Source organism: Citricoccus muralis (genome assembly GCF_003386075.1).
GTDB lineage: Bacteria > Actinomycetota > Actinomycetes > Actinomycetales > Micrococcaceae > Citricoccus > Citricoccus muralis.
Window position 1 is genome coordinate 1,079,615 of the sequence record NZ_QREH01000001.1, and the last position, 25,550, is coordinate 1,105,164.

The following is a 25,550-nucleotide window of genomic DNA, read 5'->3' on the forward strand; positions in this document are numbered from 1 at the left end:
TCGGTCCTCGGGTTCAGGGGCTCTGGTCCATGACGGACAGGGACTTCAGGTGGCGTTCCAGGTGGAACTGGAGGTACCCGGACACAATACCGGCCGCCTCCCGGCTCGCCTGGTCTGGTGCGGCGTCGGCGACCTCCCAGCGGCCTGACTGCAGGGCCGCGAGCAGTTCCACGGTGGCCGGGTCCGGCGTGGCCGAGCCGGGCGGACGGCAATCGTCGCAGACACTGCCGCCGAGGGTGACGTTGACCGAACGGTGTGGCCCGGGGGCTCCGCATCTGGAGCAGGTGGTGAAGCTGGCGGCCCATCCGGCGGTGGCCAGGGAGCGCAGCAGGTAGGAGTACAGCAACAGCCGGGGTGCATGGGTGCCGCGAGCCAGGGCCGCCAGTGCCCCATGGAGCAGCCGGTACTGGCTGGGTGCCTCCACCCCGCCACCGTTCTCGCTCACCTCCGCGATATCGCTCACGGTCAGCCGCTCGGCGGTCTCGACCATGGCGGAGGCGGCGGAGTAGGCGTCATAGTCCTGGGCGATCCACTGCCCGTAGGGCGTGACGGACTCGGCCTGGGTGATGATGTCCAGGTTCCGTCCGTGCACGAGTTGCAGCCGGGAGAGCATGAAGGGTTCCAGGGTGGCGCCGAACTTGGATGTCGTCCGGCGGACCCCCTTGGCCACGGCCCGGATCTGGCCGTGGCCGGGGGTCAGCAACACGATGATGCGATCGGCCTCACCGAGTTTGTAGGTGCGCAGGACCAGCGCGTGCGTGCGGTAGCTGTTCGCCGCGTAGCCTGCACCTCCCCGCCCCGTCGAGCGTCCACCCGAACCGGACACTAGGCCCTGGCGTCCATCCCGGCTCCCGGACCGGCCACGGCCTGTGCGAGTTCCTCATCGTCCCGGAGGGCACGGTTGACGGCGGAGACGACCGCCTTCAGCGAGGCCATGGTGGTGTTGTAGTCCAGGCCGGCACCCCAGAGCACCCGTTCCCCCACCGCGCACTCGACGTAGGCGGCGGCCATCGCCGATCCGCCCTCGGACAGGGCGTGCTCGGAGTAGTCCAGCACCCGGATGTCCAGGCCATCGTCGCCGAAGATCTTCACCAGGGCGGCGATCGGGCCGTTGGCGGTGACGGTGCGCTCCCGCGTCTCGCCGTCCACCGCCACCTCGGCGGTCATGGTGAAGCTGCCATCCTCCTCCGTCGTCGAGCTCACGAGGCCCAGACGGTAGCGGCCCCAGCGGGAGGTGTGGTCAGCTTCGGACTCGGCCGGCAGGTACTCGTCCTGGAAGACCTGCCACAGCTGGTCACCGGTGACCTCCCCGCCCTGGGAGTCGGCCATGTTCTGGATGACGTGGGAGAACTCGATCTGGGCGCGGCGCGGCAGGTCGAGGTTGTGCTCACTCTTGAGCAGGTAGGCCACGCCGCCCTTGCCGGACTGCGAGTTCACCCGGATGACGGCCTCGTAGGAGCGGCCGATGTCCTGCGGATCGATCGGCAGGTAGGGGACTCCCCACGGGATGCCGTCCCGGTCGGTGCCGGCTTCGGCGGCATCCGCGTCCATGAACTCGAAGCCCTTCTTGATGGCGTCCTGGTGGGAGCCCGAGAAGGCGGTGAAGACGAGGTCTCCCCCGTAGGGCACGCGCTCAGCGACCTGGAGCTGGTTGCAGTACTCCACGGTGCGGCGGATCTCATCCATGTTGGAGAAGTCGATCATCGGGTCGATCCCCTGGCTGTACAGGTTCAGGCCCAGGGTCACCAGGTCCACGTTGCCCGTGCGCTCCCCGTTGCCGAACAGGCAGCCCTCGATCCGGTCCGCTCCGGCCATATAGCCCAGCTCGGCAGCGGCCACGCCCGTGCCGCGGTCATTGTGGGGGTGCAGCGAGAGGATGATGCCGCTGCGGTTCTCCAGGTTGCGGTGCATCCACTCGATGGAGTCCGCGTAGACGTTCGGGGTGGCCATCTCCACGGTCGCGGGCAGGTTCAGGATCATCTGGCGGTCCGTGGAGGCCTCGAGGATCTCACCGACCGCGTTGGAGATGCGGGCGGCGAACTCCAGCTCGGTGCCCGTGAAGGACTCCGGCGAGTACTCGTACACGATCTCCGTGCCCGTCATCTGCTCCTCGTACTTGCGGCACAGGCGGGCGCCGGTGGTGGCGATGTCCACGATCCCGTCCATGTCCTCGCGGAACACGACGCGCCGCTGGAGCACCGAGGTGGAGTTGTACAGGTGCACGATCGCCCGGTGGCAGCCCTCAAGGGCCTGATAGGTGCGCTCGATGAGGTGTTCACGGGACTGGGTGAGCACCTGGATGGTGACGTCCTCGGGGATACGGTCCTCGGTGATGAGCTGACGCACGAAGTCGAAGTCCGTCTGCGAGGCGGAGGGGAAGCCGACCTCGATCTCCTTGTAGCCCATGGAGACGAGCAGTTCGAACATCCGCATCTTGCGGTCCGGGCCCATGGGATCGATGAGGGCCTGGTTGCCGTCCCGCAGGTCCACCGCGCACCACCGGGGTGCCTGGGTGATGACCTGGTCCGGCCAGGTGCGGTCCGGCAGATGGACCTCGATCTGGTCCTGGAAGGGGGTGTACTTCTGGAACTTCATCCCGGAGGACTTCTGGAAGTTGCGCATGGGGCTGGACGCCTGCCTTTCGTGAAACCCGGTGCGTGCACCGGAGGGGTCTGGCTGGTGGAAGGGCCGTAGAGCTACCTCCGCAACGGGGTTCCGGCCCGGCCAGGGTGCGATGCCCCCAGTGCGTCAGAGCGTGGCGGGCGCCACGGCCGACGGCTCAGCCCCGTTGCGGCGGCGTAGTAGCAGCCCTTCAACGGTGTCCGGGGTGATCCCGGTGAGGTCCAGTCGGTCGAACATGATTTCAGCCTAGCACCGCCGGGACCGTCGGGATCAAAACCCGAGCCGGCCCAGCTGCTTGGGGTCCCGCTGCCATTCCTTGGCCACCTTCACCCGCAGGTCCAGGTACACGGCGGTCCCGAGGAGTTTCTCGATGGAACCCCGCGCCTGGGAACCGATGGCCTTGAGGCGGGAGCCGCCCTTGCCGATGATGATGGCCTTCTGGCTGTCCCGCTCCACGAACACGTTGGCGTGGATGTCCAGCAGCGGACGGTCGGCGGGCCGCCCCTCGCGGGGGTTCATCTCGTCGACCACCACGGCCACCGAGTGTGGCAGCTCGTCCCGCACGCCCTCCAGGGCCGCCTCCCGGATGAGTTCGGCCACCATGGTCAGCTCGGGCTCGTCCGTGAGCTCACCGTCCGGATAGAGCGGCGGGGACAGCGGCAGCCGTTCGGACAGGACCTTCGCCACGTCCTCCACCTGGTGGCCCTGGACGGCGGAGACGGGGACGACGGCGGCGAAACCGGCCCCCTGGTTCTCCGGCCCGAGCACCTTGTCGCCGAGGGCGGTGACGGCGAGCAGCTGGGCCGCGATCGCGTCCGGCTTCACCTTGTCCGTCTTGGTCACCAGGGCGATCACGGGCTTGCGGTTGAGCAGTGCCAATTGGCTGGCGATGTAGCGGTCGCCGGGGCCGATCTTCTCGTCTGCGGGGATGCAGAACCCGACCGCGTCCACCTCGCCGAGGGTCTGGGTCACGAGGTCGTTGAGCCGCTGACCCAGCAGGGTGCGGGGACGGTGCAGTCCGGGGGTGTCCACGAGGACCAGCTGGAAGCCCTCGCGGTGCACGATCCCGCGGATGGTGTGCCGGGTGGTCTGCGGCTTGGACGAGGTAATGGCGACCTTCTCCCCCACCAGGGCGTTGGTCAGGGTGGACTTGCCGGCGTTGGGCCGGCCCACCAGGGAGACGAAGCCGGCGCGGAAGTCCTCCGGGGCGTTGCTGGGGTCGAACAGGGTCGTCATGGGGTCTCCCGGGAGGCTGGGGTGGATGCCGAGGCGGCGTTGCGATCGGTCAGGTGGGCTGGCAGCAGGTCGGTGCCGGGCCGGCGTCGGGCGTGGCCACCGTCCCGCGGGGACTCCCGCACCACCAGGCGCGCGACGCGGTTGCGCCGGCCCTGCAGGGACTCGGCCGTCAGCTCGATGCCCTGGACGGCCACGTGCGAGCCCTGGATGGGGACGCGGCCCAGCGTCTTGGCGAGCAGGCCGCCGACGGTGTCCACGTCCTCCTCGTCGTCCAGATCCATGCCGAACAGCTCGGCGAAGTCATCGATGCCCATGCGGGCGTCCACGCTGAACGAGCCGTCATCGAGGGGTTCGACCTCGGGACGGTCCTGGCGGTCGTACTCGTCCGAGATCTCGCCGACGATCTCCTCGATGAGGTCCTCGAGCGTCACGAGGCCGGCGGTGCCGCCGTACTCGTCCACCACGACCGCGATGTGGGTGGACTCGCGCTGGAGCTCCTGCAGCAGCACGGACACCGGCTTCGACTCGGGGACGAAGCGCACGTCCCGGGCCACGGCGTCCACGGGGCTGGCCGGATCCGCCGCGCCATCCCCCAGGCCACGGTGCAGCGCCCGGGCCACGTCCTTGAGGTAGACCATGCCGAAGACCTCGTCCGCGTTGTCCCCGATGAGCGGGATGCGGGAGCAGCCGGAGCGCAGGAACAGGTTCATCGCGTCTTCCAGGGTGGTCCCGGTCTCGACGGTGACGACATCGGTGCGCGGCACCATCACGGCGCGCACCAGGGTGTCCCCCATGTCGAACACGGAGCGGATGAGCTCGGCCTCGGCATCCTCCAAGACGTCGGCGTCGTTGGCCCGGGCGACGAACTCCCGGAAGTGACGCTCCTCGATCTCGGCGGCCTCCTCCTCCTCATCCTCCGACCTCGGGCCGGGTGCCGCCACGCGTGCCGGCAGCGAGCCGAGGAGGGCAGTGAGGAAGCGAACGAGGCCCGCGGTGCGCTGGGCGGCCGCCACGTCGTGCTTGGTCCCCACCTGGCGCGGCGAGAGCACGGTCAGCAGCAGGGCGACGAGCCCCATCAGCAGGAGGGACAACAGGGCGGTGATCCAGATGGTCCCGGTGAGGGAGTGAATGAACAGGGTACCGGCCACGGCGGCGGTGGTCTCGGCGAACAGCCGCCAGAACCGCAGGGCGTGCAGGTGCTCCGGCAGCCGGGCCATGACCGTGAGGATGGGGCTGCGCGGGCGGCGCATCGCGATCCCCTCGGCCTCCTTGCGGGACAGGTAGCCCAACGAGGCTTCGGCGACACCGAGGATCCAGGACAGGAACAGCAATGCGGCCAGCAGGACCGCCAGGATGAGCGAGGTGAGCATCAGTCTTCGGTGGGGTCTGGGGCCGGGCGGCCGAGGAAGTCGCTGAGCAGCTGGCGCTGGAGAGCGAACATCTCGTTCTTCTCCTCGGGCTCCTCATGGTCGAAGCCGAGCAGGTGGAGCAATCCGTGGACCAGCAGCAGCAGGACCTCGTCCGCGGCGGAATGCCCGCTGCGGGCGGCCTGGACGGCGGCGACCTGCGGGCAGATGACCACGTCGCCCAGCAGCCCCTCCGGGCTCGGGTCCTCGGCGGTGCCCGGGCGGAGTTCGTCCATGGGGAAGCTCATGACATCCGTGGCGTCCGGCAGGTCCATCCACTCCAGGTGGAGCTGTTCCATGGCGGCCTCGTCCACGCACACCACGGAGAGTTCCGCACCCGGATGCACGTGCAGCGATTCCAGGACGGAACGGGACAGGGCGAGCAGCGACTCCTCGTCGACCTCAGCGCCGGACTCGTTGACGATCTCAATGGCCATCGGTGCGCCCCCCAGCGTTCTCATAGGCGTCCACGATCCGGCTCACGAGGCGGTGGCGGACCACGTCTGCGGACTGCAGCCGGATGACGGCGATGTCCTCCACGCCCTCCAGGATGGAGACAGACTGGGCCAGGCCCGAGTTGGTCCCCCGCGGGAGGTCGACCTGGCTGGTGTCGCCGGTGACGACCATGTGAGAGCCGAAGCCGAGACGGGTCAGGAACATCTTCATCTGCTCGACCGTGGTGTTCTGGGCCTCGTCGAGGATGATGAACGCATCGTTGAGCGTGCGCCCGCGCATGTAGGCCAGGGGCGCCACCTCGATCGTCCCGTCCGCCATGAGCCGCGGGATGGACTCGGGTTCGACCATGTCATGCAACGCATCGTAGAGGGGCCGCAGGTACGGGTCGATCTTCTCGCTGAGAGAGCCCGGCAGGTACCCCAACCGCTCCCCCGCCTCGACCGCCGGCCGGGTGAGGATGATCCGGTTGACCTCCTTGGCCTGCAACGCCTGGACCGCCTTGGCCATGGCCAGGTAGGTCTTGCCGGTGCCGGCAGGACCAAGCCCGAAGGTGATGGTGTTCTGGTCGATGCTCTCCACATAGTGCTGCTGATTCGCCGTCTTGGGCCGGATCTTGCGGCCCCGGCTGGAGAGGATCGAGGCGGAGAGCAGTCCGGAGGCCTGGGCCCCGGAACCACCCCGCACCAGGCTGGACACCTGTTCGATGACCTCGGGGGTGATCGAGGTGCCGCGCCGGGCCAGGCCGTGCAGGTCCTCGATCACCTGGCGCGCCTGCTGCACATCCGGTGCGGGGCCCTCCACGTCCAGGTCCTCACCGCGCACGGAGACGGTCAGATCCGGATAGAGGCCGTCGAGGATTCGCAGCAACAGGTCTTGCGGCCCGAAGGTCCGCACCATGGTCTCCGCGGAGGCGAAGGTGATGGTGATGTGGTCACGTTCCGTGGAAAGACTCAAGGGAGGTGCTTCAGCTCCTGGCTGGTGGGGCAACTGGTGGGACAAAGGGTGAGACGGGTGCACTACGAGGCCAGTCTACGTCCGAGGCCCGAACCGTCCCAGCAGCTGCTGGAGGACTGCGACGGCGGCCGGGCCGGCAGTGGAGGACCGGAGCACATGGCGCCCCAACAGCACGGGACGCCCCCCGGCCTCGGACAGGGCTGCGGTCTCGGCCGGGCTGATGCCACCCTCGGGGCCGACCACCAGCACGATCCGTTCCACGGCCCCTCCGGTCAGCATCCCCGCCTCGGCGACGGCCTCGCCCAGCGACTGCCGTGCGTCCTCATGCAGGACGAGCACCAGGGAACCGGGGCCACAGACCGAGGCGACCCCGACGCCGTCGAGCACCTTCTCCGTGCGCGGCACCCGGGCGCGGCGTGCCTGCTTTGAGGCCGAGAGCAGGGCTGCCTCCCACTTGGTCACGGCCTTGGCAGCTTTGTCACCCTTCCACCGCACGATGGAACGTTCGGCCTGCCAGGGGTGCACGGCGTCGAACCCCAGTTCCGTCGCCGTCTGGATGGCCAGCAGGTCCCGGTCGCCCTTGGCGAGGGCCTGGACGAGCACGAGCTCGGGGTGCGGCGCCGGCTCGTCGTGAACGGTCTCGGCGGTGACCTCCAGCCGGTCGGGCGCCGCGGAGTGCACGGTGCCGCTCACGCGCCGGCCGGATCCGTCCGCCACGTCCACGCGCTCCCCCGGCGAGAGCCGCATGACCTGGGCCGCGTGCCGGGCCTCGGCACCCGAGACCACGACGGTGGCCCCCGCCGAGACGGGGGCCAGCTCGCCGTCACCGACGTAGAAGAGGGGGTTGCTCACAGGTTCTTGAGGTTGTCCCGGAACTTGGAGAACAACCCGCGGTGCTCCGTGGTGCCGTGCACCAGGTCCTCACCGCGCAGACCGGCCAGCTGCTCCAGCAGGGCGCGCTGCTCGTCGTCGAGTTTGGTGGGGGTCTCCACCCGTAGGGTGACCTTGAGATCGCCCCGGCCGGAGCTCCGCAACCGGCCGACGCCCAGGCCCTTGAGGGTCTGCACCTCTCCGGACTGGGTGCCGGCCTTCACCGGCACGTCCTTCTCACCGTCGAAGGTGTCCAGCGTGAGCGTGGTACCCAGGGCGGCGGCGGCCATCGGCACGCTCATCGTGGCCAACAGGTGGTCGCCGTCGCGGACGAACACCTCGTGCTGACGCACCTCGATCTCCACGTAGAGATCGGCATTCGGACCGCCACCGGGACCGGCCTCGCCGCGCCCGGCAAGCTGGATCCGGGTCCCCGTGGCCACACCGGCGGGAATCTTGATGGTCAGTGAGGTCCGCTCACGGATGCGGCCCTGCCCGGAGCACTCGCGGCACGGATCCGGGATGACGGTGCCGAAGCCCTGGCAGGCCGAGCACGTCTCGGCGGCCATGACGGTGCCGAGGATGGAGCGGACCGGCCGGCGGATGGCGCCTTGGCCATTGCAGATGGTGCATGTCTCCGGGTGCGTGCCCGGCTGGCAGCAGCTGCCGTCACAGGTGGGGCACACCACGGCGGTGTCCACCTCGAGGGTCTTCTCGGTGCCGAAGACCGCATCGCTGAGGTCGAGCTTGGCCGTGATGAGGGCGTCCTGTCCCCGCCGCGCACGGCTGGCGGGACCACCGCCCCTGCCACCGCCCATGCCGCCGGAGCCGCCACCGCCGAAGAACGTCTCGAAGATGTCCTGGAAACCACCGAAGTCGGCGCCACCGAAACCGCCGCCCATGCCGCCGGTGCCGTTCTCATGGCCCGTGGCGTCATAGTTGCGGCGCTTCTCCTGGTCCGAGAGGACCTCGTAGGCACGCGTGACGTTCTTGAACTCCTCGGAGGCGTCGGGAGCCGGGTTCACGTCGGGATGGAGCTTGCGGGCCAACTTGCGGTAGGCACGCTTGATCTCCTCAGCGGAGGCGTCCCGGCCAACGCCGAGCACCTCGTAATGGTCAGCCACGGTCTGCGGTGTTCCTTCCGGTGGTGGGGTGGTGGATGTCGGTCCTGGCCGCTACTGCGACAGGATCCGGGACAGGTACCGGGCGATCGCCCGCACGGCGGTCATGGTGCCCGGGTAGTCCATGCGGGTGGGGCCCACGACGCCGAGCTTGGCGCCGGAGCCGTAGCCGGCGGCGACGACGGACGCCTCGGACAGGGAGCCGGTGTTCTCAGAGCCGATGCGCACGCTGAGGCCACGCACATCCTGCTCCATCTCGGTCAGCAGGCGCAACAACACGACCTGTTCCTCGAGGGCCTCCAGGATGGGGCCGATCGAGAACGGGAAGTCTCCGGTCGAGCGTGCCAGGTTGGCGGTACCGGCCATGATGATCCGGTCCTCCCGGCGGGCCGCGAACATCTGGTCCAGCTGGACGGCGAAGGCCAGGGCAAGATCGCGGTCCTCCGCCGGCACCTCGGCCAGCGCCAGCCGGAGACCCTCCGCGGCTTGGACCGGGGTCAGCCCGTCCAGGTAGCGCAGGAACTGCTGCTTCAGCACGGTCAGGGACGTCTCGTTGGCCTCGACCTCGAGGCCGAAGGCACGCTGGTCGACCTGTCCGGTGGACAGGATCACCACGACGAGGGCCCGGCGGGGCGCCAGGAAGACGAACTCGATGTGCCGGATGGTGGAGGAGTCCGCATGGGGGTACTGCAACACGGCCACCTGGTTGGTGAGCTGCGCGAGCAGCCGCACGGTGCGGGCCATCATCTCGTTGAAGTCGCCATTGGCGTCCAGCAGCGACTGCACCGCGCGCTTCTCCGCGGCGGACAGCGGCTTCACCTCGGAGATCTGGTCCACGAAGATCCGGTAGCCCTTGTCCGTGGGAATGCGTCCGGAGGAGGTGTGCGGGGCCACGATGAGCCCCTCCTCCTCCAGGGCGGCCATGTCATTCCGGACGGTGGCCGAGGAGACGCCCAGCTGGTGGCGGTCCACCAGGGCCTTGGAGCCGACGGGCTCGCGGGAGGACACGTAGTCCTCCACGATGGCCTGGAGCACCTGCATGCGGCGCGGCTGTTCGCTCATCGGTTCCTCCTGCCTGTCCTCCGGCTTAGCACTCGACGCTTTGAAGTGCCAAGTCTAGACCTTGTGTCCAATCGATGTACCACCGCTTCCCCTCACCACTGAGGGTGCCGGCCCATGGCCCGCCCATCGCCGGCCCCGCGTAGACCGGGTGCGCCTGCCCGGTACCGACCGCGTGCCGCGCGAGCCGCTGCACGGTTACGCCGGCTCCTCTTGCTAGCGTCGATGCCCGTGGAATGGAACAACTGGGGCCCGGGCACCCTCGACGGCGGCTTCCGCCCGACCGCCCGCACCGTCGAGAAGGTCCCCGCGAACCAGGGCGCCGTCCTGGAGGACACGGAGACCGGATTCACCGGTGCCGTCCTGCGGGTCGAGAAGTCCGGTGGCGTGCACCTGGTCGTCCTGGAGGACCGGCGGGGACGCACGAAGTCCTTTCCTCTGGGTTATGGCTTCCTCGTGGACGGCGAGCCCGTCGAGGTGGTGGCCCCAGCACCGGGCGGCACCTCCGGTGCCTCCCCCGCGAAGCCGGCCCGGACGGCGTCGGGCTCCGTGCGCGTGGACCATGCCCGGGCCCGCACGGCGCGCGCCTCCCGCATCTGGGTCGAAGGGCTGCATGACGCCGAGCTCGTGGAGAAGGTCTGGGGTGAGGACCTGCGCCTGGAGGGGATCGTCGTCGAGCCGCTCCACGGGGTGGACGACCTGGCGGGCGCGATCAGAGACTTCTCGCCCGGTCCGCAGCGCCGGCTCGGCATCCTCGTGGACCATCTCGTGACCGGGTCCAAGGAGGAGAGGATCGCCGCCGAGGCCATGAAGGTGCCCGGGGCCCGCGGCAACGTGCTGATCGTCGGTCATCCCTACGTGGACGTCTGGCAGGTCATCAAGCCCGCTGTCCTGGGCATCGGTGCCTGGCCGGTGGTGCCCAGGGGCCAGGACTGGAAGACGGGCATCCTCGCCGGCCTCGGCTGGCCGCACCGGACCAAGGAGGACATCGGCCTGGGCTGGAAGAGGCTGTTGTCCCAGGTGCGGACCTATGCCGACCTGGAGCCGACCCTGCTGGGGCGGGTGGAAGAGGTCATCGATTTCCTGACCGCCGTCGAGCACTGACCGCATACCGACCTGCAGGGAACTCCCGGATCCCGGCGGTACACTGGCGACCGAACGCCACCCATCACCTCCGAACGGAAAGGCCCAGGACGTGTCCCAGCAGCAGCCCGGCAGTCCGCACCGCCCGCGCCCCGGCGCCGCCCCCCGGCGCGACCAGCAGCTGCAGGGGTCACCGGATCAGGCCGAGCCGCTGACGCCGGCCGAGGACCGTCAGTGGGCCACCCTCGCGCACTTCGGCGGCTTCCTCGGATGCATCCCCTCCCTGGTGATCTACCTGGTCTTCCGCCACCGCGGTCCGTTCACGGCCCAGGAGGCCAAGGAGGCGCTGAACTTCACGCTGCCGCCCACGGTATTGGCCATCGTGGCGAACCTGCTGGCCCTCATCCCGATCGTCGGGGGCATCTTCGGCATCGTCGCCATGCTCCTGTGGCTGTTCATGACGGTCTCGGGCGTGGCCGCCGGCATCCAGTGCAACAAGGGCCGCCCCTACCGCTACCCGCTGAACCTGCGCCTGATCCAGTAGTCCGGGGGCCGGTCCTCAGAACCCCGCGAGTCGCCGGACAATCGCGTCGTCCAGCAGCCGTCCCTGCAGGGTCGGCACCACCCGGCCGGCCAGCGCCGCCCGTCCGTCCAGCAGTCCCTCACCGATCATCGCGGCGATCTCCTGGCGGGCCTGGACGCCGCCGTCGGGCGCTTCCTCCAGGGCGGCCGTCGGCAGCCCGTCCGAGAGCCGGACGCCCAGCATGACGCGCTCGAGGAACCGAGCCTCCGCGTCGGGTTGCTCCCGGCCGACGGACGGCGAGATACCGGTGGCCAGCCGCTGCGCGTAGGCCGCCGGATGCTTGGCGTTCCAGAACCGGACGCCGGCCAGGTGTGAGTGCGCCCCGGGGCCCGCTCCCCACCAGTCCTGGTCACGCCAGTAGGCCACATTGTGCCGTGCCCGGTGGATACCGCGGTCCTCGGGGTCATGGGCCCAGTTCGAGATCTCGTACCAGCGGAAGCCCGCCTCGGCGAAGAGCCGCTCGGCCAGCAGGTACTTGTCAGCCTGGTCGTCCGGATCCACGTCAGCCACGGTCCCCCGCTTCACAGCGGCCCCGAACTTGGTCCCGTCCTCCACGATGAGCGAATAAGCCGAGATGTGGTCCGGCTTCAGGGCCAGTGCGGCCTCGACGGTGGTGCGCCAGTCCTCCAGGGACTCCCCCGGCGTGCCGTAGATCAGGTCCAGGGACACCTCCAGGCCGGCCTCGCGGGCCCAGCCGACGGCGGCCGGGACGTTCTCCTGCCGGTGCGTGCGGTCCAGCGTGGCCAACACGTGCGGGACGGCGGACTGCATGCCGAAGGAGACCCGGGTGAATCCACCGGCGGCCATCTCCCGCAGCGATTCCAGGGACACCGAGTCGGGGTTGGCCTCCGAGGTGATCTCGGCTCCGGGCGTGATCCCGAAGACGTCCCGAGCCCTGCCAAGGATGCGGACCAGGTCTACGGCTGGCAGCAGAGTAGGCGTGCCACCGCCGAAGAAGACGGTCTCCAGCGTGCGCGCAGGGATCCCCGAGCCAGCCAACGCCTGCGCCGCGAAGTCCAGCTCACCGACCACGGTGTCCGCGTAGGACGTCCGGGACGCGCCGGGTCCCAGGTCCTCGGCGGTATAGGTGTTGAAGTCGCAGTAACCGCAACGCACCGAGCAGAACGGGACGTGCACGTAGAGGCTGAAGGTGCGCGGCTGGCCGGCCTCGGCCGCCTCACGCACCCGGTTCCCCACCGGGGCGGGGAACCGGCCGTCGTCGGGCGCGGGATCGCCGAGGGGAAGGATCGAAGGCAAGGTGTGTTCGTCCCCGCTCTACTTCTTGGCGCCGGTCTCGGAGCCCGCGCCGTCCGAGGACAGAGCGGCGATGAAGGCCTCCTGCGGGACCTCCACGCGGCCGACCATCTTCATGCGCTTCTTGCCCTCCTTCTGCTTCTCCAGCAGCTTGCGCTTACGGGAGATGTCGCCGCCGTAGCACTTGGAGAGCACATCCTTGCGGATGGCGCGGATGTTCTCGCGGGCGATGATGCGCGAGCCGATGGCAGCCTGGATCGGCACCTCGTACTGCTGGCGCGGGATCAGCTCCTTGAGCTTGCCGGTCATCATCACGCCATAGGCGTAGGCGTTGTCCTTGTGGGTGATGGAGCTGAACGCGTCCACGGTCTCGCCCTGGAGCAGGATGTCCACCTTGACCAGGTCGGCGGTCTGCTCGCCGTCGGCCTTCCAGTCCAGCGAGGCATAGCCCTTGGTGCGGGACTTGAGCAGATCGAAGAAGTCGAAGACGATCTCCGCCAGCGGGATCCAGTAGCGGATCTCCACGCGCTCCTCGGAGAGGTAGTCCATCCCCTTCATCTGGCCCCGCTTGCCCTGGCAGAGTTCCATGACGGAGCCGATGAACTCACTGGGGACGATGATCGTCGCCGAGGCCATGGGCTCGGCGACCTCGCTGATCTTGCCCTCGGGGAACTCGGACGGGTTCGTCACCGTGACGACCGTCTTGTCCTCCTTGGTGACCTCGTAGACCACGTTCGGGGCGGTGGAGATCAGGTCCAGGTTGAACTCGCGCTCCAGGCGCTCACGGATGATCTCCAGGTGCAGCAGGCCGAGGAAGCCCACCCGGAATCCGAAGCCGAGGGCCACGGACGTCTCGGGCTCATACACCAGGGCAGCGTCGTTGAGCTTGAGCTTGTCCAGGGCGTCACGCAGCACGGGATAGTCCGAACCGTCGATCGGGTACAGCCCGGAGAAGACCATCGGCTTGGGATCCTCATAGCCGCCGATCTGCTCCTGCGCCGGATTTCCGGCACCCGTCACCGTGTCACCGACCTTGGACTGGCGGACGTCCTTGACCCCGGTGATGAGGTAGCCCACCTCGCCGACAGAGAGTCCCTTGGAGGGCTTGGGCTCCGGGGAGGACACGCCTATCTCGAGGAGTTCGTGGGTGGCCCCCGTGGACATCATCCTGATCTTCTCGCGCGGGGACAGCCTGCCGTCCACCACGCGGACATAGGTGACCACGCCCCGGTAGGTGTCATACACGGAGTCGAAGATCATGGCCCGGGCCGGGGCGTCCGGCTTGCCCGTGGGAGCGGGGATCACCTCCACGACGCGATCGAGCAGGTCCTCGACTCCGACGCCGGTCTTGCCGGAGACCCGAAGGATGTCCTCCGGCTCGCAACCGATGAGTCCCGCGATCTCCGCGGCATACCGGTCCGGGTCGGCGGAGGGCAGGTCGATCTTGTTCAGAACGGGGATGATGGCCAGGTCGTTCTCCATGGCCAGGTAGAGGTTGGCCAGGGTCTGCGCCTCGATGCCCTGGGCCGCGTCCACCAGCAGGATGGCGCCCTCACAGGCCGCGAGGGACCGGGACACCTCGTACGTGAAGTCGACGTGCCCCGGCGTGTCGATCATGTTGAGCGTGAAGTCGGTGCCGTTGAGGCTCCAGGGCATACGCACGGCCTGCGACTTGATGGTGATGCCACGCTCGCGCTCGATGTCCATCCGGTCCAGGTACTGGGCCTTCATGTCCCGCGGCTGGACCACGCCGGTGGACTGGAGCATGCGGTCCGCCAGGGTCGACTTGCCGTGGTCGATGTGCGCGATGATGCAGAAATTCCTGATGACCGCGGGATCGGTGGCGGCGGGCGCGGGGGCGTTGCTCGCCATGGGCGACACGGGCATCTTCCTTCAACTCTGACAACAGGGGCGGGCCAGCCTTCTGGAACCAGCGGGTGGCTGATCCACCATTCTTCCACGTTTCCGCAGAGACGGCGGCCCCGCATGACCAACGGTTGCTACCTTGTGGCCATGGCTTTGAACTTCAATCAGCTCCTGTCCATCGGCCGGAGGGTGGCCCGCCTCGCCCGGCAGGTGCAGCGCCCGTCCCCGCTCCGCAACCGCAGAGGCGGGCGGACCAGCGGCCCGGGCGGCGTCTCGGATTACCCCGGTGATTTCCACGGTCGGGCGCAGGTCGCCTACTCCCCCGTTCCCGGCCCGGAGGCCGGACCGGGTGAGATCGTCTGGACCTGGGTGCCCTTTGAGGAGCTGGACGGCCGGGGCAAGGACCGTCCGGTCCTCGTGGTGGGCCGGAACGGTGGCCACCTGCTCGCCGCTCAGCTGACGAGCAGGGACCGCAACAACGCCGCGTCCCAGGATGCCGACTACATTGATGTCGGTGCGGGCCCGTGGGATCCGCAGGGCCGGAACTCCGAGGTCAAGCTGGACCGGATCCTGCAGGTCAATCCTCGCGACGTCCGCCGTGAGGGCGGTGTGCTGGACCAGCGGGTGTTCGAGACCGTGTCCCGGGGGCTCCGGAACCGCAACGGGTGGTCGTGATAGACTAACTGGCTGTGTGTCCGCGCAGGTCGACGGGCACTCCCGGAACGGCTCAACAGGTATCCCCACGCCGCTCAGTCGCCGGATTCGGGATTACCCCTCACCGACCACGTCCGAAGACAACAGAAAGACCTTTCCTTGGCAAACATCAAGTCCCAGAAGAAGCGCATTCTCACCAACGAGAAGGCCCGCCTGCGTAACAACGCGGTGAAGTCCGAGCTGCGCACCGCCATCCGCGCCGTGGACAAGGCCGTCGCCGCGGGCGACCAGGCCGCCACCTCTTCCGCCGTCTCCCTGGCCAGCAAGAAGCTGGACAAGGCAGCCAGCAAGGGTGTCATCCACAAGAACCAGGCTGCCAACCGCAAGTCCGGTATCGCCAAGCGCGTCAACCGGGTGAACACCGTCGAGGCCTGAGCCTCTCAGATCTGGCCCGACCCCTGAGGGTGTCGAGGCACCGAAGCCCCCGTCCTGATGGACGGGGGCTTCGTGGTTAAGGACTACCGTCGAGCGGTCAGGGCAATCCGGGTGACGGCCCTCTCGACCGCATAGTCGGCGTCCTTGGACAGGCCCTTGGCCTCAGCATCCGCCTGGGCCACCCACTCGATCGCGGCCGCGATGGTGGCGGGGTTCCAGAACCGGACGGTCTCCGCCACACGCTTGGCCTGCCACGGGGCCATGCCCAGCACACCGGCGATCTGACCCTGGCCCACGCGAGCATCCACGATCCGGGCGATCTGACGGGTCTTCATGGCGAGGGCGCCGGTGATGGCCGGCGCGGACACCCCCGTTGCCAGAGCGTGGCGCAACAGGGCGGTGGCCTGCCCGGCTCGTCCCTCGATGGCGGCATCGGCCACCCGGAAGGCCGTGGCCTCCACCCGGCCGCCGTAATAGCGGTCCACGATCTGGCTCGTGACGGTGCCCTCCGTGTCCTCAGCCAGCTGCAGGCAGGCGGCCGCCAGGTCGGTGAGCGAGCCACCGGCGGCATCGAGCAGGGAACGGACCGCCTCCGGATCGATCGAGCGGCGCCGAGTCCGGAACTCCCCTTGGACGAAATCGGACTTCTCGGCGTCGGACTTGATCGGTTGGCAGTCCACGAGAACACCGGCGGCAGTGGCGGCGTCCAGCAGCTTCTTACCCCGGTTGCCTCCGGTGTGCCGCAGGATCAGCGTGACGTCCTCCGCCGGACGCTTGACGTAGTCAAGGCAGTCCGTCAGGAACGCCTCATTCATGTCCTGGAGTCCCTCCACCTGCAGGATCTTGGCTTCACCGAAAAGGGAGGGACTGGCGAGGACGGAGAGCTGGCCGCCCTCGTAGTCGGCCGCGTCCAGGCGGTGGACCTCAAGGCCCGGATCCTGTTCCCGGAGTGCTGTGCGGACCCGGTCGACCACCCGGGCGGCGATGAAATCCTCAGGGCCCTTGAGCAACATCATCGGGGCCGGACTCACGGTGCGCCAGTCTGCTCCGGAACTCGTGGATCGTCGGCTTCGACTCGGTGCGGGCATGGTTGCCATCCTATCCGGCCTCGCCCGCCGGCCGGGTGCCGGAAGCCTCGGGTGCCCGGGCACCGGTGAGCGTGGGTACCAGTTCCCCCTCCCGCAGGGACACCACCGTGGTCCCGTGGAGGTCGGTGCGGATCACCGGCCCATGCCGCTCCAGCTCCCCGATGACCGAGGGGTGCGGGTGGCCATAGCCGTTGTCCCGGCCGACCTGCACCACGGAGAGCGCGGGGTCCACAGCCCGCACCACGTCCAGGCCCCCGTTGCGGGCACCGTGGTGGGCCACCTTGAGCACGTCCACGGACTCCGGCAACACGTCCTGTGCCAGCAGCGCCCGGCTGGCCTCCTCCTCCATGTCCCCCGTCAACAGCACGGTGTAGTCACCCTCGGGGGTATGCACGGTGGCCGTCATCTGCAGCGAGGCATCGTTCTCGTTGCCCGCCTCCGGGTCCGCTTCCAGCACGGTCCAGTCCACCCAGTATCCCGACGCCGGCCGGTCACCGGCCCTGCCCGACTCACCCACCCGGCCCGACTCACTCGCCTTGCCCGACTCACCAGGGGCTGGCTGCCGGGCGCCGGCGGGGACGCCGGGGCCGGGCGCCGACTCCAGGGTCGAGTACAAGACCTCGGTGGCATGGCAGCATCCGACGATGTCCGCTGCGGCCCCGGCATGATCCTGGTGCAGATGGGACAGCACCAATAGGTCCACCCGGTCCACGCCAATCCGGTCCAGGCAGGCGGTCGCCGCGGCTGGGTCCGGCCCCGTGTCCACCACCATGGCGGCCCGCTCCCCCGTCCGCAGGACGAGCATGTCTCCCTGGCCGACATCACAGGCGGCCAGGGACCAGTCGGCCGGCAGGGATCCGGAGGGCGGCGCGATGACCAAGCCGAGCTGACTGCCGGCGGCCGCGCAGACCGTGGTCCATGCCGCGGCGAGGGACCAGCGGAGGTGGCCGGCCGGCGTCGGGCGTGGCCTGCCGTGCAGGCCGAGGCGCCGGACCCGGGCCGGACGACTGCGCTCCCACCGCATCAGCAGCCACAAGAGGGCGAGGGCGGCGGCCACGTGCATCAGCACCAGGCCAGCGCCCAGGGCCCCCTCCGGCCACGCGTGGAGGGCGCCCGGCCAGCCGGAGACCTCGGAGGCGATCCAGCCGATCCCCGCCGCCGGCCAGCCCACCACCCAGAAGACCGCGGCCGCGAGTCCGGGCCACGGCACCGCCAGGACGGCAGCGAAGGTGCCGGGCACGGTGACGAACGGGACGAGGGGCGCCGCCAGCAGGTTGGCCGGTACCGAGTAGGCACTGAACTCGCCGGTCATCCCGACGAGGATGGGCTGGCAGGCCACCTGCGCGGTGACGGTCACGGCAAGGGCGGCGCCCAGGATCCCGGCGACGGGACCCGGCAGTACGCGGCCCAGGACGGCGGTGAGCCATTGCTCCACGGGCCGGGCCGCCAACACAATGCCGGCCGTGGCCGCCAGGGAGAGCTGGAAGGCCGGTTCCCCGGCGAGCCCCGGTTGCCAGCACAGCAGCACGCAGGCCGCCAGGCACAACAGTGGCAGCGCCTGGCGGCCCCGGCCGAAGAACACGGCCCACGCCCCGAGGGCGCCCATCACGGCGGCCCGGATCACCGACGGCTCGAGGCCCACGACGATCACGAAGACGACCAGTACCCCGAGGACCGCGCCGAGCACGACCGGTCGCCGGACCCGCAGCGACCTCAACGCCATGGTGACGGCGCCGGCGATGAGCGTGCAATTTGCCCCGCTGACGGCGCTCAAGTGACTGAGTCCGGAGGTCTTCATCGACTCGTCCAGCGACGGATCCTGCGCGGACCGATCGCCCAGTATCAGCCCGGGCAGCAACTGGGGCGCCGCGCCGACGGTCCCGGCCGCCGCCTGATGTACGGCCGCACGGACAATGTCCCGTCCCGTGGGCGCCCCGCCCAGGCCTGGCTCCCCGGTGTCACCGGAGCAGGATCCGGTCTGCGGCGCGGTGGAGGCCCGGGCGAACACCGTGTCTCCTTCGGCCTCCGGTGACGCGGTGAAACAGACCGCCGCGCCAGACTGCAACCCCTCCCACTCACTGCCGCCGGACACCACCACCTCCGCACCGCCCGGAATCTCACGGGACGGGTGCCCGAACGCCTGCACGGACACCGTGAGGTGCCAGCTGTCACCGAAGGTCCCGGCACGCAGGACCGCCGGCCCGGCAGCTTCGCCCGACAGCCGCAACGGTCGTTCGGCCGCCACCGCATCCTCCCAACCCGAGCCGCGGACCGGCGCACGATCGCCCACGGCCTGGACGGCGGCGACGGCCGCGATCCACAGGGCTATGGCGGCCAGGGCCGTGATGGCGGTGGTTCGGCCGCGTCGACGGCCCACGGTTGGGGCCGGGGCGTCCCCCGGTCTATGGCCTTGACCCGGAAACTGAAACTGGCTCCGACCCTGACCGGCGGATGCCCACATCATCAAGCAGGTGGCTCCGACCGCCATGATCGCCAGCACCCACGGCACCATGAGGGCCGCCTCGTAGGGAATCAGCGGTATGGCCAGGCAGGCCGCGAGGGTCAGCGCCACGGCGGGAACCAGCCGGAGGTCGACGGCCGCCGGGACTCGACCCTCGGCCGAGATCCTCACCAGCTGACCAGGCCGTCGAGGCGCTCCATCATGGCCGGTCCGATCCCGGACACGGCGTCGAGGTCCTCCAGGGAGCCAAACGGCCCCACCTGGTCCCGGTGCTCGACGATGCGTCCGGCCAGGGCTGGGCCGATGCCGGGCAGCTCTTCCAAGGCGGAGACATCCGCCGTGTTCAGGTTGACGGCTCCTGCCGCCTCCGGGCCGACACCGGAACCACCGTACGACCCCTCTTCGGAAAGAGGACCGCCGGCCCCGTCCGCCCCCGTCGTTCCCCCGGCCAGACCGTCCGGGCCGGGCACGAGGATCTGACTGCCGTCCACGGCGGGGGCGGCCAGGTTCAACAGGTCCAGCGCGGCCTCCCCGGTGGGACCCCCGGCGGCCTGCAGGGCATCGTCGACGCGGGCGCCGGCCGGCAGGGCCACGAGGCCGGGGTCCTGGACCTCCCCGGCCACATGGACGGTGACGGTTTCCTCGGTTCCGGCAGGGCCGGCGTCCGTCCCGGAAGACGATGCGCGGTCCTCGGTCCCCGAAGCCGGTGGCGCAGTTGCGCCCGGACTGGCGCCACCCGTTGCCGGGCCGGGATGAGCGGGATCAGCCGAACGGGGCGGGGCATCCTCCACGGAGGCGGCCACGGGAGCCCCCGGACCACCCGGTCCGGCCGGTGATGTCAGCCAGCCGACCGCCCACCACGTTCCCGCGACGACGGCCAGGAGCAGCACCGCCGATCGGACGACGCGGGTTCGCCACAGGGGCGCCGGCGGCGGTGGTTCCTCCCAGTCGTCCTCGTCCGGATCGCTGAGCGCGTGATTGTGGCGTCCCATGGGTTCCACCCTGGCCTCCGGAGGACGTGATGGGCAGAGGCAGGATGACCCGCTGGGGACGGCTCGCGGCTAGTGGGGGCGCTGTGCAGGAGCCACCGGGTTCAGCGTGACGCCCAGGGCGCCCAGGCCGAGGTGGGCAGCCAGCACAGCCGGGAGACGGATGACCGGCACCGGCATGGACGAGAGGCTCTGCAGCCGTCCGGCGAGCTCGTGGGCGGCGGGCTCGTTGCCGAACCCGTGGACGGCGATCCGCTCGCCCCGTCCTTCCGACCCGGACACGAACTCCTGCGTCAGTTCCACGAGCCGCTCGGTGGCCCGGGCAGAGGTCCTCGGCCGGTCCACGAGGGAGACGATCCCGTTGTCCAGTGTCAGCACCGGCTTGACGTGGAGCAGCGTCCCCAGCAGCCCGGCCAGGGTACCGATACGCCCGCCGCGCCGCAGTTGGTCCAGATTGGGCACGGTGAAGAAGACCCCCGCCTCCTGGGTTGCCTCGTCCACATCCGCCAGCAGTTGCTCCGGCGTCATCCCGAAGCCGGCCGAGATCACCGCGTCCAGCACCAGGGTCCCGAGCGCGAACCCGCTGAGGTGGGAGTCCACCACCGTCACGGGGATCAGCGCGTCCCGCCCGGCGAGCCGGGCGGCCTCCACCGTGCCGGACAACTGCCCCGAGATGTGGATCGAGATGATCTGCTCGAAGCCGGACTCCGCCAGTTCTTGGTACACCGCGCTGAAGGAGCCGGGTGAAGGCCGGGAGGTTTTCACGGCGGTGCCCGCTGCCAGCGCCAACGGCAACTCACGCATCAGCTCCGCCGTACCCTCGGCGTGAATCTGCTCGCCCACCATGACCGGCATGGGCACCTGACGCAGCCCCTTGGCCAGCGGGTGTGCCAGCAGTTCCGCGGGGATGGAGGCCGAGGAGTCGGTGACGATCGCGGTACGGCCCTTGCGGGAGGGCGGCAGACCGAAGCGGACCCAGCCCGACTGCGTGCTGCGCAACTGCCGGATGTGCGTGAGCATGGCGCTCTGCCACTCGGCCAGATCGGCCATGCCCGCTCCTTCCGCTAGGTCCGCCCGTGTTCCGACGGCGATCCTCAGACGACGATGTTGACGAGCTTCGGCTCGCGCACGATCACCTTGCGGATCTCCGCACCGTCCAGGGATCGTTGCACGGCCTCGGAAGCCAACGCCAGCTGCTCGAGGTCGGCGGCAGAGATGTCCATCGGGACCTCGAGGCGGTCGCGGACCTTGCCCTTGATCTGCACGACGGCGGTGGCGGTGTCCTGCACCAGCAGCGCCTCGTCCACGGCAGGCCAGCCCGCACGCGCCACCGATGGCTCGTGGCCGAGCTTGGCCCACATGTCTTCGGCGGTGTAGGGGGCGAACAGGCTCAGCAGGATGGCGACGGCCTCCACGGCCTCGCGGACGGCCGGGTCGCCGGCCCCCAGGCCGGACGTGCCACCGGCGTCCCCGGCCGCCCCGTCTATGGCCTTACGGACGCCGTTGACGAGCTCCATGGTGCGGGCCACGACCACGTTGAACTTGTGGTCGTCCAGCAGCCGGGCCGCGTCCGCCACCGTGCGGTGGGTGAGCTGGCGCAGGGACCTCTCGCCGCCGTCGGGATCCGTGCCCGGAGCCGTACCGGAGGACTCCACGTCCTGGGCCAGACGCCACGCGCGGGCCAGGAACTTGGCCGAGCCACCGGGTGAGACGTCCGCCCAGTCCACGTCGTCCTCTGGCGGGGAGGCGAAGATCATGGTCAGGCGGACGGCATCCACGCCGAAGGTGTCCAGCTGCTCGCCCAGGTCCACGCCGTTGCCGAGGGACTTGGACATCGCCTTGCCTCCGTTGAGTACCTGGCCCTGGTTGAGCAGCGCCTTGAAGGGCTCGGTGAAGGAGATCAGGTCCATGTCATACAGCGCCTTGGTGAAGAAACGCGAGTACAGCAGGTGGAGGATGGCGTGCTCCACGCCGCCCACGTACTGCTCCACAGGCAGCCACCGGTCCACGGCGGCACGGTCGAACACCTGGTCGTCGTCGTTCGGGGAGGCGAAGCGCATGTAGTACCAGGACGAGTCCACGAAGGTGTCCATGGTGTCGGTGTCCCGCCGGGCGGCCCCGCCACAGCGGGGGCAGGTGGTGTTGACCCAGGACTCGATGCCAGCCAGCGGCGACTTGCCCTTCGGGGCGAGCTGCTCGCCGGCCACGTCCTGCGGCAGCAGGATCGGCAGCTGGTCCTCAGGGACCGGCACCTCACCGCAGTCGGAGCAGTGCACGATGGGGATGGGCGCGCCCCAGAAGCGCTGACGGGACAGCAGCCAATCACGCAGCCGGTAGTTGACGGTGCCTCGTCCGGTGCCGCGTTCGTCCAGGATCTCGATCGCCCGCGGGATGGCCTCGGCCTTGGCCAGGCCGTCCAGTTCACCGGAGTTGACCAGGGTGCCGTCCCCGGTGGTGGCCGTCCCTGTCACCGCCGGATCCTCCTCACCGGTGTCCAGGACGCGGCGGACGTCCAGGCCCATGGTGCGGGCGAAGTCGAGGTCACGCTGATCGTGCGCGGGCACGGCCATGATGGCGCCGGTGCCGTAGTCGGCCAGCACATAGTCCGAGGCCCACATCGGCAGCTTCTCCCCGGTGAGCGGGTTGACGGCGTGACGGCCCAGGAAGACGCCCGTCTTGGAGCGGTCGGTGGCCTGTCGTTCGATCTCCGAGACGTTCTTGAGCCCCTCGCGGTACGTCTCGAGCGCCTCGCGGTGCTCGGCATCCACCAGGTCCAGGGCCAGGTCCGCGTCCGCGGCGACCACCATGAAGGTGGCGCCGAACAGGGTGTCCGGGCGGGTGGTGAAGACGGTGATGTCCCGGCCCGGCTGGCCGTTCTGCCCCGCGGTGGCTGCGGTGGGCTCCACCCGGAAGTCCACATGGGCCCCCTCGGAGCGACCGATCCAGTTCCGCTGCATGGCGAGCACGCGTTCAGGCCAGTGGCCCTCGAGCTGCTGCATGTCCTCCAACAGGCGGTCCGCGTACTCGGTGATACGGAAGTACCACTGGTTCAGGGATTTCTTCGTGACCGGGGTGCCGCAGCGTTCGCAGGCGCCGTTGACGACCTGCTCGTTGGCCAACACGGTCTGGTCCTTGGGGCACCAGTTGACCGGCGAGTCCTTCCGGTAGGCCAGGCCTTTGGCGTGGAACTGCTGGAACAGCCACTGGGTCCACCGGTAGTACTCGGGGTCCGAGGTGTGCAGTTCGCGGGACCAGTCCGCCGAGATCCCATACCGCTGGAAGGAGGACTTCTGCGTGTCGATGTTCTTGTAGGTCCACTCCGCCGGGTGAGCGTTGCGCTTGATCGCGGCGTTCTCAGCCGGCAGCCCGAAGGAGTCCCAGCCGATGGGGTGCAGGACGTCATAGCCCTGCTGCATCCAGTACCGGGCCACCACGTCACCCATGGCGAATGCCTCGGCATGGCCCATGTGCAGATCCCCCGAGGGATACGGGAACATGTCCAGCACGTAGCGGCGTTCCAGAGAGCCGTCGTCCAGCGGCGCGAAGGTGCGGTGCTGCTCCCAGTAACCGCCCCAGCGCTCTTCGAGCGCCGCGAACGAGTACTCCTCGGTCTCGTCCTGCTGGGGAGTACCTTGCGCTGGCTGGCTCACGGAGGTCCTGTCCTTAAGTGTGGTGGTCGGAGAACGACGCCGGCCCGGTCCCCCGGGCGGTCGACGCGCCCAGCCATCCTACTCCGGCGGGCCGTTCCCTTCTGAATCCGGGCTGCTGCCGAACCGGCGTCGATCAGCCTTGCTCCGCCCATCCGAGGGACCGTTCGACGGCCTTGTCCCACTGACCCAGGAGCCGATCCCGTTCCGCGGAGGACAGGGCCGGCTCCCACCGCCGGTCCTCCCGCCACAGCCCGGCCACCTCGTCGAGGTCCCGCCAGAGCCCGGACGCCAGGCCGGCCGCATGTGCGGCGCCGACCGCGGTGGTCTCCACGAGTTCCGGACGCACCACGGGCAGGCCGAGGATGTCCGCCTGGAACTGCATGAGGTGGTCATTGACGGTCATGCCGCCGTCCACCCGCAGCTCCTCGGGCCGGTGGCCGGCATCCGCCACCACGGCCTCGAGGACGTCCCGTGACTGATAGGCGGTGGCTTCCAGGGCCGCCCGGGCCAGGTGGCCGGCCGTTGCGAATCCGGTGAGCCCGGCGATGAGCCCGCGGGCGTCCGGCCGCCAGTACGGCGCGTACAACCCGGAGAAGGCCGGTACGAAGAACACCCCGCCGTTGTCCTGGACCGAGGCGGCAAGGGTTTCCACCTCGGCCGAGCTCCGAATGATCCCGAGGTTGTCCCGCAGCCACTGGACGAGCGAGCCGGCGACCGCCACCGAACCCTCCAGGGCGTAGTAGGCGGGCCCGTCCTCCAGCTGGTACGCGACCGTGGTGACGAGGCCGTGGTTCGAGATCTCCGGCGTCGTGCCGATGTTCTGGAGGAGGAAACAGCCGGTGCCATAGGTGTTCTTCACGTCCCCCCGGTTGAAGGCCGACTGGCCGAAGGTCGCGGCCTGCTGGTCACCCAGGATGCCGCACACCGAGAGACCGCTGAGAGGTTCGGCGCCGATGATGGTCCCGAACTCCCCCACGGAGGGGTGGATCCGCGGCAACATGCCGGCCGCCAACTCGGGATCGATCCCGAACAGTCCGGTGAGGTCGTCGTCCCAGTCCAGGGTCTCCAGGTCCATCAGCAGGGTCCGTGAGGCGTTGGTGACGTCCGTGGCATGGACGCCACCGTCAGGACCGCCGGTGAGGTTCCACAGCAGCCAGCTGTCCATGGTGCCGGCGCGCAGGCGGCCACTGCGTGCCAGTTCTCTGGCTTCGGGCACGTTCTCCAGGATCCAGCTGATCTTGCCGGCCGAGAAGTAGGAGGCCAGGGGCAGTCCGGTCCGGGCGCGCACGGCGTCCTCGTGCCCGTCCGCCTTGAGACGGTCCATCAGCACATCCGCCCGAGTGTCCTGCCAGACGAGCGCCCGGTGGACTGGACGCCCCGTGACCGCGTCCCACAGGACCGTCGTCTCGCGCTGGTTCGTGATCCCGACGGCGGCCACGTCCGAGGTGCGCAGGCGGGCGCGGGTGAGGGCGAGCCCAGTGAGTTCGCGGGTGTTCTCCCAGATCTCGACCGGGTCGTGCTCGACCCACCCGGGGTGCGGAAAGTACTGGCGATGTTCTCGCTGGGCGCTGGACAGGACGGAGCCGTCCTCGGCCATGACCACCACCCGGGTCGAGGTGGTGCCCTGGTCGATGCTGATGACGGCACGCCGCGAGACCATGGCCGTGGAGACGTCGCTGCTGGCTGGCTGCATGTCGGAAGCCTATCCACCCCCGCTCGTCCGAACCGGACGCAACGGCGGAGCGGCACGGACGACAACCCGA

At 69.6% G+C, this 25,550-nt stretch carries 21 protein-coding genes; 4 read left to right on the top strand and 17 right to left on the bottom strand.

Annotation, left to right across the window (positions count from 1 at the left end; translation table 11 throughout):
• Positions 1-13: 13 nt before the first annotated feature.
• The 9 genes from recO to hrcA form a co-directional block, all read right to left on the bottom strand.
• Complete coding sequence (gene recO, locus C8E99_RS04740) at positions 14-826, bottom strand: DNA repair protein RecO (protein WP_115931319.1); 813 nt, start codon at positions 824-826, stop codon at positions 14-16.
• Entirely contained in the window at positions 826-2,622 is a 1,797-nt protein-coding gene (leuA, locus tag C8E99_RS04745) for a 2-isopropylmalate synthase (protein WP_115931320.1), read from the bottom strand. Before leuA ends, recO begins: the two co-directional genes overlap by 1 nt.
• Before the next feature lie 270 nt (positions 2,623-2,892).
• Positions 2,893-3,858 (bottom strand): GTPase Era, encoded by a 966-nt coding sequence (era, locus tag C8E99_RS04750; protein ID WP_115931321.1) that lies wholly within the window; start codon positions 3,856-3,858, stop codon positions 2,893-2,895.
• Positions 3,855-5,228, bottom strand: coding sequence for a hemolysin family protein (locus C8E99_RS04755; RefSeq protein WP_115931322.1), 1,374 nt, complete (start codon positions 5,226-5,228; stop codon positions 3,855-3,857). The genes era and C8E99_RS04755 overlap by 4 nt, the downstream gene beginning before the upstream one ends.
• Positions 5,228-5,701, bottom strand: coding sequence for an rRNA maturation RNase YbeY (gene ybeY, locus C8E99_RS04760; protein ID WP_115931323.1), 474 nt, complete (start codon positions 5,699-5,701; stop codon positions 5,228-5,230). The genes C8E99_RS04755 and ybeY overlap by 1 nt, the downstream gene beginning before the upstream one ends.
• The gene (locus C8E99_RS04765; RefSeq protein WP_425452853.1) at positions 5,691-6,707 is read right to left on the bottom strand and encodes a PhoH family protein; all 1,017 of its coding nucleotides are present in this window, start codon (positions 6,705-6,707) and stop codon (positions 5,691-5,693) included. The genes ybeY and C8E99_RS04765 overlap by 11 nt, the downstream gene beginning before the upstream one ends.
• Before the next feature lie 42 nt (positions 6,708-6,749).
• The gene (locus tag C8E99_RS04770) at positions 6,750-7,526 is read right to left on the bottom strand and encodes a 16S rRNA (uracil(1498)-N(3))-methyltransferase (RefSeq protein WP_115931324.1); all 777 of its coding nucleotides are present in this window, start codon (positions 7,524-7,526) and stop codon (positions 6,750-6,752) included.
• A complete protein-coding gene (dnaJ, locus tag C8E99_RS04775; RefSeq protein WP_115931325.1) occupies positions 7,523-8,668 on the bottom strand; it encodes a molecular chaperone DnaJ in 1,146 nt (381 codons plus the stop codon). Before dnaJ ends, C8E99_RS04770 begins: the two co-directional genes overlap by 4 nt.
• 51 nt (positions 8,669-8,719) lie before the next feature.
• The gene (hrcA, locus tag C8E99_RS04780) at positions 8,720-9,727 is read right to left on the bottom strand and encodes a heat-inducible transcriptional repressor HrcA (RefSeq protein WP_115931326.1); all 1,008 of its coding nucleotides are present in this window, start codon (positions 9,725-9,727) and stop codon (positions 8,720-8,722) included.
• Positions 9,728-9,955: 228 nt separating this feature from the next.
• On the opposite strand from hrcA, the gene C8E99_RS04785 reads away from it, so the two are divergent.
• Both C8E99_RS04785 and C8E99_RS04790 read left to right on the top strand, forming a co-directional pair.
• Positions 9,956-10,828, top strand: a complete 873-nt coding sequence (locus C8E99_RS04785) for a DUF3097 family protein (protein ID WP_245952090.1) — start codon at positions 9,956-9,958, stop codon at positions 10,826-10,828.
• Between the two features lie 91 nt (positions 10,829-10,919).
• A complete protein-coding gene (locus C8E99_RS04790; protein ID WP_115931328.1) occupies positions 10,920-11,351 on the top strand; it encodes a DUF4870 domain-containing protein in 432 nt (143 codons plus the stop codon).
• Between the two features lie 15 nt (positions 11,352-11,366).
• On the opposite strand, the gene hemW is transcribed toward C8E99_RS04790, so the two are convergent.
• Both hemW and lepA read right to left on the bottom strand, forming a co-directional pair.
• The gene (gene hemW / locus C8E99_RS04795) at positions 11,367-12,647 is read right to left on the bottom strand and encodes a radical SAM family heme chaperone HemW (protein ID WP_115931329.1); all 1,281 of its coding nucleotides are present in this window, start codon (positions 12,645-12,647) and stop codon (positions 11,367-11,369) included.
• 18 nt (positions 12,648-12,665) lie between these two features.
• A complete protein-coding gene (lepA, locus tag C8E99_RS04800; RefSeq protein ID WP_115933231.1) occupies positions 12,666-14,525 on the bottom strand; it encodes a translation elongation factor 4 in 1,860 nt (619 codons plus the stop codon).
• A 132-nt stretch (positions 14,526-14,657) separates the two neighbouring features.
• Here lepA and C8E99_RS04805 point away from each other — a divergent pair, with 132 nt between their 5' ends.
• Both C8E99_RS04805 and rpsT read left to right on the top strand, forming a co-directional pair.
• Positions 14,658-15,185, top strand: a complete 528-nt coding sequence (locus C8E99_RS04805; protein ID WP_115933232.1) for a type II toxin-antitoxin system PemK/MazF family toxin — start codon at positions 14,658-14,660, stop codon at positions 15,183-15,185.
• Between the two features lie 138 nt (positions 15,186-15,323).
• Positions 15,324-15,599 carry a 30S ribosomal protein S20 gene (gene rpsT, locus C8E99_RS04810; RefSeq protein ID WP_115931330.1) on the top strand — a complete coding sequence of 92 codons (276 nt, stop codon included), beginning with the start codon at positions 15,324-15,326 and terminating at the stop codon, positions 15,597-15,599.
• 83 nt (positions 15,600-15,682) lie between these two features.
• Here rpsT and holA read toward each other — a convergent pair whose 3' ends face one another.
• From holA to glpK, 6 genes are all read right to left on the bottom strand, one after another.
• Complete coding sequence (gene holA, locus C8E99_RS04815) at positions 15,683-16,687, bottom strand: DNA polymerase III subunit delta (RefSeq protein WP_115933233.1); 1,005 nt, start codon at positions 16,685-16,687, stop codon at positions 15,683-15,685.
• Between the two features lie 10 nt (positions 16,688-16,697).
• A complete protein-coding gene (locus C8E99_RS04820) occupies positions 16,698-19,319 on the bottom strand; it encodes a ComEC/Rec2 family competence protein (RefSeq protein ID WP_115931331.1) in 2,622 nt (873 codons plus the stop codon).
• Positions 19,316-20,140 carry a ComEA family DNA-binding protein gene (locus tag C8E99_RS04825; RefSeq protein WP_115931332.1) on the bottom strand — a complete coding sequence of 275 codons (825 nt, stop codon included), beginning with the start codon at positions 20,138-20,140 and terminating at the stop codon, positions 19,316-19,318. The genes C8E99_RS04820 and C8E99_RS04825 overlap by 4 nt, the downstream gene beginning before the upstream one ends.
• A 69-nt stretch (positions 20,141-20,209) precedes the next feature.
• Positions 20,210-21,187, bottom strand: a complete 978-nt coding sequence (locus C8E99_RS04830; RefSeq protein ID WP_115931333.1) for a DegV family protein — start codon at positions 21,185-21,187, stop codon at positions 20,210-20,212.
• A gap of 44 nt (positions 21,188-21,231) precedes the next feature.
• Positions 21,232-23,787, bottom strand: coding sequence for a leucine--tRNA ligase (gene leuS / locus C8E99_RS04835; protein WP_115931334.1), 2,556 nt, complete (start codon positions 23,785-23,787; stop codon positions 21,232-21,234).
• Between the two features lie 133 nt (positions 23,788-23,920).
• A complete protein-coding gene (glpK, locus tag C8E99_RS04840) occupies positions 23,921-25,480 on the bottom strand; it encodes a glycerol kinase GlpK (RefSeq protein ID WP_245952091.1) in 1,560 nt (519 codons plus the stop codon).
• Positions 25,481-25,550 lie beyond the last annotated feature (70 nt).